Raw genomic sequence first — 12,394 nt, 5'->3', positions numbered from 1 at the left:
CCCATTCCGAACAGAGAAGTTAAGCCCCGTCACGCCGATGGTACTGCGTCAGAGTGGGAGAGTAGGCAGCTGCCTTCTTGAGGAGTCTTCCTTGAACAGGAAAGACTCCTCTTTTTTTATGGTTGAGCCAAAATTTCAAAATTCGATAAAAACTTTATTAAAAGCAAAAATATCTCTTTTAAAGACAGCTTTACAAAAAATAATTTGTATCTTTGTCGCCCGGTTTATAGGTTATTATATTGAATATAAAAGATAAATATAAAGTAGAACTGAAAAATATGAGATCGGACTCATGTCATTACGAGTTTGATCTTGACGATCAGTTTTTTAAAGCCCTTGAGACTTCTGAGATTCAAAAAGGAAATCTAAAGGTGCTTCTTGATGTAATACGTGATGATGATGCTTTTATATTGAACTTTCAGACCGATGGACATATCATTGTTACCTGCGATAGATGTTTGGATGATATGATATTGCCTATTTCTTCGTCTGATCAATTAAAAGTGAAGTTAGGAAGAACTTTTGTTGATGGAGAAGACTTGGTGGTTGTTCCTGAAGAGGAAGGTTTTATTGATGTAGCATGGTTTATGTATGAATTTATTGCGCTTAATATTCCGATTAAGCATGTGCATGAACCCGGAAAATGTAACGGGGAGATGATGAAAAAGTATAAGGAATATCTTAGTCCGATGAAAGAAGATGACTTTGACGGTCAATCTATACAGGAAGAGTCTGACAATAAGATTAGTTCTGATAATGCTGTAGACCCCCGTTGGAATGAATTAAAAAAAATATTAGATAATAATTAAAGTTTTAGTAAAATGGCACATCCTAAGAGAAGACAATCAAAGACAAGAACTGCTAAGAGAAGAACTCATGATAAGGCAGTTGCTCCTACATTAGCCATTTGCCCAAATTGTGGCGCTTGGCATGTTTACCATACTGTATGCCCTTCTTGTGGTTATTACAGAGGTAAAATCGCAATCGAAAAAGAAGTTGCTGTATAAATCAGTAGTCTTTGATCGTTTGTAAATATTGAAGGTTAAAGCCGGCGAGCTTCGGCTCAGTCGGCTTTCTTTTTTATCTTGAAATTTAAATCGAATAATGGAAAAAATAAATGCAGTGATTACAGGTGTTGGAGGATACGTTCCGGACTATATCTTAACAAATGAGGAATTGTCTCGAATGGTTGATACCAACGACGAATGGATTATGACTCGTATTGGAGTAAAGGAAAGACATATTCTTAATGAAGAAGGCTTGGGAACATCTTATATGTGTACTAAAGCCGCAAAGCAATTAATGGATAAGACAAAAACGAATCCGGATGAGATTGACGCAGTGATTGTCGCAACTACAACTCCCGACTATCATTTCCCTTCTACTGCATCGCTTGTGATTGATAAGTTGGAACTGAAAAATGCGTTCGCTTTTGACTTTCAAGCAGCTTGTTGCGGTTTCCTTTACGCGTTGGAAGTGGCTGCTTCGATGATTGCTTCCGGTCGACACAAGAAGATTATTCTTTGTGGAGGTGATAAAATGTCGTCTATGACCGATTATACCGATCGTAGTACATGCCCTATTTTCGGCGATGGTGCCGCTGCTGTTTTGGTAGAAGGTACTACGGAGGATGTAGGTGTAATTGATTCTATACTCCGCACCGATGGAAAAGGGCTTCCTTACCTCCACATGGCTGCAGGCGGATCAGCGTGTCCTCCTTCTCATTTTACGGTCGATCACCGTATGCACTTTGTTTATCAGGAAGGAAGAACAGTATTCAAATACGCTGTTACTAATATGTCCAATATTTCGGAGGAAGTAGCTAAGCGAAATAATTTGAGTAAGGATAATATTGCTTGGATTATTCCTCATCAGGCTAATATGAGAATCATTTCTGCTGTGGCTGACCGTTTGGAAGTTCCTATGGATAGGGTAATGGTGAATATTGAGCGGTATGGTAATACCAGCGGCGGAACACTTCCGCTTTGTCTGTGGGACTTTGAAAAGAAGTTGAAGAAAGGCGATAATTTGATATTCACTGCATTTGGCGCCGGATTTACGTATGGTGCGTTGTATATGAAGTGGGGATATGACGGAGATAAAATATAACATAACATCTTTTGAACCGCAAACTTATTAGACGCATCCCTTGCGGATGCGTTTTTTTGTCCTTAATAAATTAAAAGTAAAATGCATAAAGCCGGATTTGTAAATATAGTAGGTAACCCGAATGTCGGAAAATCGACATTGATGAATCTTTTGGTGGGAGAGCATATCTCTATCGCTACTTTTAAGGCTCAGACTACCCGTCATCGTATTATGGGAATTTTGAATACAGAAGATACGCAAATCGTCTTCTCTGATACTCCGGGGGTGCTGAAACCGAACTATAAGTTACAGAAAAGTATGCGCGATTTCTCTGAATCAGCTCTTACTGATGCTGATATTCTACTTTATGTGACCGATACCGTTGAGACTTCGGATAAGAATCAGGATTTTATTGATAAAGTGAACAAACTAACTATCCCCGTTATTTTACTGATTAATAAGATAGACTTGACGAATCAGAAGGAGTTGGAAACAATTGTTCAGGAATGGCATAGCTTTATTCCGAAAGCTGAGATTCTTCCTATCTCGGCAAAAATAAAGTTTAATATAGAACCGCTGGTGAAACGTATAAAAGAGCTGCTTCCCGATTCTCCTCCATTCTTTGGAAAAGACCAATGGACCGATAAACCGGCGCGTTTCTTCGTCTCTGAAATTATTCGCGAAAAGATTTTATTATATTATGATAAAGAAATTCCATATTCGGTGGAGGTGGTAGTTGAACGCTTTAAAGAGACAGAAAAAAATATTCATATTAATGCTCTGATATATGTGAATCACGATTCTCAAAAGGGAATTATTATTGGACACAGGGGAGTTGCTTTGAAGAAAGTGTCGACAGCTGCCCGAAAAGATTTGGAACGGTTCTTTAATAAATCAATTTATCTGGAGACTTTTGTAAAGGTGGATGAAGAATGGAGAAACTCTGATAAAGAATTAAGAAACTTTGGATATCAATTGGACTAACACGACTGTGATAGTCGCAAAATTATTTTAATATGGAAAATATAGTTGCAATTGTTGGACGACCTAATGTAGGTAAGTCAACCTTATTTAACCGCTTGACGCAGACACGTCAGGCCATCGTTAGTGACGAGGCCGGTACTACCCGCGACCGCCAATACGGAAAAGTTGAATGGGCGGGGAAAGAGTTTTCTGTTATTGACACCGGTGGGTGGGTAGTCAATTCGGATGATATTTTTGAAGAAGAAATTCGCAAACAGGTTATGATTGCCGTGGAAGAAGCGGACGTCATTTTGTTTGTTGTTGATATACGAAACGGAGTTACCGATTTGGATGAAGCTGTTGCTAAGATATTGCGGCGATCGGAGAAGCCGGTTCTTTTGGTGGCTAATAAGGCGGATAATAATAATCTCCTTTATTATGCTGCCGAATTCTATAAACTCGGACTGGGCGATCCGTTCAGTATTTCATCTTTAACGGGAGCAGGCACAGGTGATATGCTTGATGCTATCATCAGTAAGTTGAATAAGAATCCGGAAGAGAAGGTGGAAGAAAATGTTCCTCGTTTCGCTGTCGTAGGACGCCCGAATGTGGGGAAATCTTCTCTGATTAATGCTTTCATTGGCGAGGAAAGGAATGTGGTTACCGATATTGCCGGTACTACTCGCGATTCCATTTATACCCGTTATAATAAGTTCGGATTCGATTTCTATTTGGTCGATACTGCCGGTATTCGACGGAAGACGAAGGTTACAGAAGATTTGGAATATTATTCTGTTATTCGCTCCATTCGGGCTATTGAGAATGCTGATGTTTGTATTTTAATGCTGGATGCAACGCGAGGCATTGAGGGGCAAGACCTTAATATATTCTCTTTGGTCCAGAAGAACCAGAAAGGGCTCGTGGTAGTGATTAATAAATGGGATTTGGTAGAGGTAAAGACTACTCAGGCACAGGCGGTTTTCGAAGAAGCTATCCGCGCTCGTCTTGCGCCTTTTGTCGATTTCCCCATTATATTCGCTTCTGCCATGACAAAGCAACGTATTCTGAAAGTGCTTGAGGAAGCAAAGAATGTGTTTAAGGCTCGTCAGCAGAAAATCTCAACAGCAAAGTTGAATGAAGAGATCCTTCCTTTGATAGAGGCTTATCCGCCACCATCGACAAAAGGAAAATATATCAAGATAAAGTATATTACGCAATTGCCGAATATGAAAGTTCCTACTTTTATATTCTTTGCTAATCTGCCGCAATATATTCGTGACCCGTACAAGCGTTTCTTAGAGAATAAAATTCGTGAGAAATGGAACCTTTCGGGTACACCGATTAATATCTTTATTCGTCAGAAATAAGTGGTGACGATATGATTAGTTTGTTTATTACATGGAATCCAGATCCAGTTATTTTTAATATAGGATCCTATCCAGTACGATGGTATAGTTTCTTTTGGGTTATTGCTATAATCAGTGCAACTATGGTGGTTAGTAAAATTTTCAAAGATAAAAACTATTCTAAAGAAGATTTTTCTCGGCTATTTGTTTATTCCTTTTTGGGAATATTCATTGGAGCGCGTTTAGGGCATTGTCTTTTTTATGATGCTTCATATTTTATTGAGCATCCGCTGGAAGCTGTCTTGCCGATAAAGTTTTATCCTAATAATAATTGGAAATTTGTGGGATATGCGGGCTTAGCAAGCCATGGCGGAACACTGGGCTTAATTTTCGCATTATTCTTATTTTGCAGGAAAACCAAAATTAAATTCTTAAAAATATTGGATATAATCGCTGTGGCGGCACCATTGGCTGCAGGATTCATAAGAATTGCAAATTTTATGAATTCGGAGATAATTGGAACAGAGACGACTTTGCCTTGGGGAGTGGTTTTTATTCAGGTTGATAATGTTATTCGACACCCAGCTCAATTATATGAATCAATTGCTTATTTTTTCTTTTTTGTGATAATGTGGTTACTTTACCGATATCATAATAAGTATAAGGTTAAATCTGGATTCTATTTTGGATTATGTATTTTTATGATTTTCACATTTCGATTCTTTATTGAATTTCTTAAAGAAAGACAAGTTTCATTTGAAGCTGACATGACTTTAGACATGGGGCAAATCTTAAGTTTACCATTTATGTTGTTGGGATTTTATTTCCTCATAAGAGGAGGTAATTTGAAAAATATATTTCGAATGTCAAATACTTGATTGAGACAAAGCATTGACTAAAAAGAAGATCTTTCTAAAATGGTCTTCTTTTTATTTTTCGGGTGAGATAAATTGTTAGCTATAAATTACAAATAAGACTTTATACCCCCAACTGACGATTCAACAGCGTCGTCAAGAGCGTACTAAAAAGTGATGCGTATGAACTGCTCAACTCATGCGGATGAGTTGCTCGGTTCATGCGGATGAGTTATACGACTCGTCAGTATGACTTTATAAAGTGATGTTCGTCACTATTTGGATGTTGCCGTTCAAACTCGTTAATCTTTGCTTGGCTTTAGGAAATTCATGTTTAATTTCCCATAATAAGTTGAAACTTATTGTTCGGCTATTTCTCGGTCTTCTTCTTTTTTAACTTTCTTGAGTAAATCGGAAGCAAAAATGAAATCATTGAACTTCTTGTCTTGTGCGGTAAATACATCATCCTTTGTGCCTTCCCATTCTTTTTTGCCGTCGCAAATAAACAATATGCTCTCTCCAATGCCAATTACCGAGTTCATATCGTGCGTATTGATGATGGTTGTAATATTATATTCTTTAGTGATATTATGAATCAGTTCATCGATGACCAGTGAAGTTTTCGGGTCCAAGCCGGAATTAGGTTCGTCGCAAAACAAATATTGCGGGTTCAGTGCGATGGCGCGAGCAATGGCCACGCGTTTTTGCATACCTCCGCTTATCTCTGAGGGATATTTGTTTTGTGCTTCAATCAGGTTCACGCGATCTAAGCAAAACTGTGCTCGTTTTACTCGTTCCTTATAGTTCTTATTTGAAAACATATCAAGTGGGAACATCACATTCTCCAGTACACTCAGCGAGTCGAAAAGGGCGGCGCTTTGGAATATCATACCCATTTCACGGCGTAATCCATTCAACTCTTTCTTTTTCATTGTCAGGAAATTACGTCCGTCGTATAACACTTCTCCGCGTTCCGGTCGGAGCAGTCCGACAATACATTTCATCAGTACAGTCTTACCCGAACCGCTCTGGCCTATAATCAGATTGGTCTTACCTTCATCAAAACGGAAATTGATGTCTTTCAGAACATCTTTATCCTCGAATGATTTATATAACGACTTTATCTCTATCATGCCATTAGAAGTTGGGTTAAAATTAAGTCGGAGAACAGAATGAGTACGCTGCTTGTCACTACAGAATCGGTACTGGCTTTGCCCACTCCGATGGATCCACCTTCAACCGTATAGCCAAAGTAAGCGGAAACCGTTGCAATGATATAGGCAAAGACGACAGATTTAATAAAACTGACCCATATATACCATTCTTGAAAACTGTATTGAATGCCATAAACAAAATCTTCGACATTCATTACATGTCCTATCCATGCGGTACAGAATGCGCCGACAATACCGGATGTGATACTGAATATAACAAGAACAGGAATGATAGTCATAAGAGCCAACGCTTTCGGAAGGATAAGGTAAGCAGCGGAATTGACACCCATAATTTCCAATGCGTCAATCTGTTGGGTTACGCGCATAGTTCCTATTTCGGAAGCTATATTCGATCCGACTTTGCCGGCAAGAATCAAACACATAATAGAAGAGGAGAATTCCAACAGAAGAATTTCTCGGGTGGCATAGCCGACGACGAAACGCGGCATCCACGGGCTTTCAATGTTCAACTTGATTTGAATGCAGATAACGGCCCCAATGAAAAAAGAGATGAGAAGAACGATGCCGACAGAGTCGACACCTAATTTAACGATTTCGTTAACGTACTGCTTAAGGTACACACGGATTCTTTCAGGAGCTGAAAATACCCTTCCCATCAGCATCACATACTTGCCAAGTGATTGTAATCCGTTTAATAGTAGCTTGAAAAGCTTCATTCTTTTTCAGTTTGTTGCAAAATTAGCTTTTTCTATCTATATAAATGCAAAAGAATGACTGAAATTGTGTTCGTTTATTCTTTTACTAAACTTTTTTACTAATTTTGTCGTTCTAATAGGAAGAATATGTCAGTAGAAGAAATTCAGGAATCAATAACTGAAGAAATTCAGCATCAGACCGCGGCATTGAGTCAGGAACAAGATGTTGATCCGGTTGCGGAACAGAAAACGGCAAAGTCTCCGCAAGACGTGCCCGTTTCTGAGGATGGGGGGATGGTACTTCGGGCGGAAAATTTGGTGAAACGATATGGAAAACGTACGGTTGTAAGTCATGTATCGTATAATGTGCGGCAAGGTGAAATTGTTGGTTTGTTGGGACCGAATGGTGCCGGTAAGACAACTTCATTTTATATGACTACCGGATTGATAGTTCCGAATGAAGGACATATTTATTTGAACGATCAGGATATTACGATTTATCCGGTGTATAAGCGTGCTCAGTCCGGTATCGGATATTTAGCCCAAGAAGCATCTGTTTTTCGTAAGATGAGTGTGGAGGATAACATATCGTCTGTATTAGAGTTGACGAACACTTCCAAGGAATATCAGAGAGAGCGTCTGGAAGAGTTGATTGCCGAGTTTCATTTAACAAAAGTCCGTAAAAGTTTAGGCGATCAGTTGTCCGGTGGAGAGCGAAGGCGCACGGAGATTGCCCGATGCTTGGCTATTAACCCGAAATTCATCATGCTTGATGAACCTTTTGCCGGAGTCGATCCTATTGCCGTTGAGGATATTCAGCGTATCGTTTGGAAATTAAAAGACAAAAATATCGGTATTCTTATTACCGACCATAATGCATTGGAGACATTACGATTGACAGATCGTGCTTATTTGTTGTTTGAGGGGCGCATTCTGTTCCAAGGAACTCCGGAAGAGTTGGCAGGGAATAAGGTTGTCCGTGAAAAATATTTGGGAACCAACTTCGTTTTACGGCGTAAAGACTTCCAACTGGAAGAGAAAGAGCCGTTATGAGGAACACACTAAAGGATCAGTTTGTCAGGCAGGGAGTGCAAGATGAAATAAAATAAGAGCAGGTAGATTTTTATATTTAGCGTTTATGCTTGTTGTGTAACGGAAAAAGAAAACGACTCCTTTGTGATTGTATTTTAATGAAAATTGCTATAAATTATAGTAATTTTGTTGGGAGAAGTTGTTTATGAATAAACTTGAGCTGTTTAACGACATCTATTCGAAGTATTATCGAAGGTTATCAAAGTTTGCATGGTTGTATGTGCGGGACAACTATGCAGCAGAAGATATTGCGACAGAGTCGATGGTTAAATTATGGGAGACCATGAATGCGGAAGAAGTAGAGAATCCTTTGGCATTGCTTTTAGTTATTATGAAAAACAAGTCACTCGATTATCTGAGAGGGCAGGAGGTGAAGGCGAAAGCATTAGAGGCTTTTTCTACAAAGAAGCAAGCGGAATTGAATATTCGGATATCTACGCTTGAAGCATTTTCCCCTGAAAACATATTTTCGGATGAGATTAGAACTATTCTATCCAATACATTAAACAGTATGTCTGCACAGACCCGCAGAGTGTTTATGATGAGCCGTTTTGAGAGTAAAAGCGGGAAAGAAATAGCAGAGAAACTGAATATTACAGTCAAAGGCGTGGACTTTCATATATCCAAAGCATTGAAAGTCTTGCGAGTGGCACTGAAAGATTACCTTTCTGTTTTTATTTTGTTATCAATTTAAAAAAAAATCAATTTTATACTGGTGAACTTCCTTTTTCAATCGTCATTACTTATGAACAGACATTGATATGGAAGATAACCTTTTAATTAAGTATTTTGAAGGAAGTACTACTGAAAAACAAGTACAAGAGGTAACAGAGTGGTTACAAGCTAATGAAGCGAATATGCGGCATTATCAGCAGATATGTCGTTTGTACGAATTGATCTATTGGCAAGATAAGCCTGAGATAAGCAATAATAATAAGACGAAGCGATTTGGTTTCTTAACAGAGTTGTTTAAAGTTGCAGCTGTATTCTGTTTGGCGTTGGGTCTTGGTTATCTTCTTTTTTCACAAAGAGAGGAGCCTGAGACGATGATGCAGACAGTATATGTGCCTGTCGGTCAAAACGCTCAACTGACATTAACCGACGGAACAAAAGTCTACTTAAACGCAGATAGCAAATTACGATTTCCAAACCGTTTCAGCTCCGGAGAACGAAAAGTGTATTTGGATGGTGAAGGTTACTTCGAGGTTCAAACGAATAAAGAAAAGCCTTTTGTCGTCAGAACGAAGAGTTATAGTGTTAAAGCATTAGGAACAACTTTTGACGTGAATGCATATAATGGGGAAGAGGAATTTGAGACAGCACTGTTAAAAGGGTCAGTGGTAATTACTAATCATACGACTAATCAGCTTTTGAAACTGACTCCGAATATGCGTGCCGTGGTTCATGATAATAAGCTGACCACTGTTCCTATTAAGAGTATGGACTATTATTTATGGCGACAAGGAATTGTGTACTTTGACGAGCCGGTTGTCAATGTGTTAAAGAAATTGGAGCAGTATTTCGATGTGAAGATAGATATAAAAAATAAAGCTATTTTGCGTCATGAACGTCATTGTACAGGGAAGTTCCGAATGCGTGACGGATTAGATCATTTTCTGAAAGTATTACAACAGATTGACCATTTTGAATATGTGAAAGACGAAGAGAATAACATAGTGATTATAAAATAAAAAATTAACAGTAATAATAACTAAAAATAATGGCCTATGGAAAACATGTACTAACGAACAAAAACTGAAGGAAGCTGGCACTCCCTTCAGAACATGGTTAACCCCTCGAGATTAGAGAATAACGAAGAATTAACAATTATTTGAATGCAAAATTATGAAATTAATTTCTAACGGACAAACAAGGTCCGTAAATAAACAATTATTTCGAACTATGAAATTAACACTTGTCGCTTTGTTTACCTGCATTTATAGTCTGTTTGCTGCAGATGTAATGTCGCAGTCAGCAAAAGTGTCTATTCATGCAAATAGTTCTACTGTTCAGAAAGTAATTAAACAGATAGAGTTACAAACTGACTATCTTTTCGTTTATGACAAGAATGATGTTGACATAAAACGAAAAGTCTCTGTGAATGTAAATGATGTACCCGTATCAGAAGTCTTGAATAAACTTTTTGCTGATACCGACGTTTCATACAAAGTTATTGATAAAAACATTACTCTGACAGTTAATCGTGCTAATACAGCAGAAGATGTGATGGATACTAAACAGAATGGTCTCCGTATCACAGGAAAGGTTTCAGATACAGCAGGCGAGCCGATTATTGGCGCGAATATTTTGGAGAAAGGAACTACAAATGGTGCCATTACCGATGTGGACGGAAACTTTGAACTTAGCGTTCAGAGTAATGCTATTTTGATTGTCTCTTATATTGGTTATACTACACAGGAAGTTAAGGTAACCGGTCGTACATTAAATATAACCATGAAAGATGATGCTGAAGCATTGGATGAAGTTGTGGTTGTGGGATATGGTTCTATGAAAAAAAAGGATTTGACAGGATCTGTAGCTTCTGTAAATTCTAATGTATTAGAAAATCGTCCTATTACCAACCTAGGTACAGGTTTACAAGGAACAATAGCTAATTTGAATATTTCATCTTCTAATGGCCGTCCAGGAACTGGTTCAAGTTTTAATATTCGTGGTGGAACAAATATCTCTGGTGGTAGTCCTTTAATTCTCGTTGATGGAGTTGAAATGGACCCCAACTTATTGAATCCTATTGATGTCAAAGATGTAACAGTATTAAAAGACGCAGCTTCTGCTTCCATTTATGGTGCTCGTGCTGCTTATGGTGTTATATTAATAACAACTAAAGCAGGTATTGCTAGTCGTAAGCCAATTGTTACTTTAAATGCCAACTACTCAATCAATGCCCCAATTACCCATGCACATTATATGAATTCTTTGGAGTATACCCAATGGATGAATGATGCAAATACTACCACTAACGGTAGTAACTATTTTGATGATATAACAATGGAGTATGTCCATAATTATTATAATGACCCTAAAAATAATATTCCTGTATTTCATCATCCAGACGATTCTGATAGTAAATGGAGATATTGTGGTAATACAGATTGGTATAAAGCATTAAATAAAAAGAGCTATCCCATGCAAAAATATGATTTGAGCATAAATGGTGGCAATGATAATGTAAAATACATGACATCAGTTGGGATGTTGCAGCAGGATGGTATATCTAAATGGGCGGATGAAGATTATAAGCGTTTTAATGTATTATCTAATGTAAGTTACCAAGTAAATAATAAGATTAAAATTGGTTTCAGAACTAATCTTACGATGATTAGGCAGAAAACTGGTCCTGAAAATAAATATGGAAGTAGTTCGTTAGCTGCTATTCTACCTGGTGATAGTAGACCTTTAATGCCTATCTATCATCCTGATGGGCATTTCTCTGGTTATAGTGGAAATGGTTATTATACTAATATGGCCGCATGGTTATCCCAAGGTGGTTCTTCTCAAATACGCAATAACAGTGTGTATGCTACTGCTTACGCAAAAATAACTCCTCTAAAAGGATTAGAAATTAATATTGATTATACCTATAATTATGATGACAACTCTATGAAGAATCATGTGAGGGAATATATTGATTATGACGCAAAAGGTAACCCTGGATCTATTTTTCCTCATACATCACCAAACCAAGTATCATATTCTAAAGCAGAAAAAGAATATAACGTGTTTAACGCTTATGTTTCATTTGAAAAAAAAATAAATGATGTCCATAATTTATCGGCTATGATAGGTTTCAACCAAGAAAATACAACCTATAAGGGAATTGGATTGAGCAGAAAGAATTTGATAGTAAATGATATTCCTTTCTTGAATTTGGCAACCGGCGACCGTGCTACTTCTGATTATATGAATGAATGGGCTTTACGAGGGGCTTTTTTCCGTCTATTCTATTCTTATGCTGATAAATATCTAATTCAGGTAAATGGACGTTATGATGGTTCTTCACGTTTCCCAAAGAATGATAGATTTGCGTTTTTTCGGCGTAATGGACATTTGGTAGGCTGAAACCTCTCAAATGTCCTTTATTCATTACCTTTGCAGCATTTGAAAGCTTATGAATAAAAAAACTGTATATTCTGTAACAGTTCAAATGTTAAAAAGAATGG

The 12,394-nt window shown here is 37.8% G+C and carries 12 protein-coding genes and 1 rRNA gene; 11 read left to right on the top strand and 2 right to left on the bottom strand.

What is annotated here, in order from left to right; genetic code table 11:
* The 7 genes from rrf to lgt form a co-directional block, all read left to right on the top strand.
* Positions 1-78, top strand: a 5S ribosomal RNA gene (rrf, locus tag LO761_RS12615); the annotation flags it as partial.
* 200 nt (positions 79-278) lie between these two features.
* Entirely contained in the window at positions 279-809 is a 531-nt protein-coding gene (locus tag LO761_RS12250; RefSeq protein ID WP_272818567.1) for a YceD family protein, read from the top strand.
* 12 nt (positions 810-821) lie between these two features.
* Positions 822-1,007 (top strand): 50S ribosomal protein L32, encoded by a 186-nt coding sequence (gene rpmF, locus LO761_RS12245; RefSeq protein WP_272818566.1) that lies wholly within the window; start codon positions 822-824, stop codon positions 1,005-1,007.
* Between the two features lie 97 nt (positions 1,008-1,104).
* Positions 1,105-2,109: a beta-ketoacyl-ACP synthase III gene (locus tag LO761_RS12240; protein WP_272818565.1), complete on the top strand. Its 1,005-nt coding sequence runs from the start codon at positions 1,105-1,107 to the stop codon at positions 2,107-2,109.
* Positions 2,110-2,190: 81 nt separating this feature from the next.
* Positions 2,191-3,072, top strand: a complete 882-nt coding sequence (gene era, locus LO761_RS12235) for a GTPase Era (protein WP_272818564.1) — start codon at positions 2,191-2,193, stop codon at positions 3,070-3,072.
* 32 nt (positions 3,073-3,104) lie between these two features.
* Entirely contained in the window at positions 3,105-4,418 is a 1,314-nt protein-coding gene (gene der / locus LO761_RS12230; RefSeq protein ID WP_272818563.1) for a ribosome biogenesis GTPase Der, read from the top strand.
* Positions 4,419-4,429: 11 nt separating this feature from the next.
* Positions 4,430-5,275: a prolipoprotein diacylglyceryl transferase gene (lgt, locus tag LO761_RS12225; protein ID WP_272818562.1), complete on the top strand. Its 846-nt coding sequence runs from the start codon at positions 4,430-4,432 to the stop codon at positions 5,273-5,275.
* 335 nt (positions 5,276-5,610) lie between these two features.
* Here lgt and LO761_RS12220 read toward each other — a convergent pair whose 3' ends face one another.
* Positions 5,611-6,384 carry an ABC transporter ATP-binding protein gene (locus LO761_RS12220; protein WP_272818561.1) on the bottom strand — a complete coding sequence of 258 codons (774 nt, stop codon included), beginning with the start codon at positions 6,382-6,384 and terminating at the stop codon, positions 5,611-5,613.
* Entirely contained in the window at positions 6,381-7,142 is a 762-nt protein-coding gene (locus tag LO761_RS12215) for an MlaE family ABC transporter permease (protein WP_272818560.1), read from the bottom strand. Before LO761_RS12215 ends, LO761_RS12220 begins: the two co-directional genes overlap by 4 nt.
* 273 nt (positions 7,143-7,415) lie before the next feature.
* Between LO761_RS12215 and lptB the strand changes: the two genes are divergently transcribed.
* The 4 genes from lptB (at position 7,416) to LO761_RS12195 (ending at position 12,293) form a co-directional block, all read left to right on the top strand.
* A complete protein-coding gene (lptB, locus tag LO761_RS12210) occupies positions 7,416-8,174 on the top strand; it encodes an LPS export ABC transporter ATP-binding protein (protein ID WP_272818569.1) in 759 nt (252 codons plus the stop codon).
* 184 nt (positions 8,175-8,358) lie between these two features.
* Positions 8,359-8,907: an RNA polymerase sigma-70 factor gene (locus tag LO761_RS12205; protein ID WP_272818559.1), complete on the top strand. Its 549-nt coding sequence runs from the start codon at positions 8,359-8,361 to the stop codon at positions 8,905-8,907.
* A 67-nt stretch (positions 8,908-8,974) separates the two neighbouring features.
* Positions 8,975-9,904, top strand: coding sequence for a FecR family protein (locus LO761_RS12200; protein ID WP_272818558.1), 930 nt, complete (start codon positions 8,975-8,977; stop codon positions 9,902-9,904).
* A 211-nt stretch (positions 9,905-10,115) separates the two neighbouring features.
* A complete protein-coding gene (locus LO761_RS12195) occupies positions 10,116-12,293 on the top strand; it encodes a SusC/RagA family TonB-linked outer membrane protein (RefSeq protein ID WP_272818557.1) in 2,178 nt (725 codons plus the stop codon).
* Positions 12,294-12,394: the final 101 nt, after the last annotated feature.

Source organism: Phocaeicola oris, assembly GCF_021295095.1.
Lineage (GTDB): Bacteria > Bacteroidota > Bacteroidia > Bacteroidales > Bacteroidaceae > Phocaeicola > Phocaeicola oris.
Note: the sequence above shows the minus strand (reverse complement) of the source record. Positions and strands in the feature narration are given on the sequence as shown.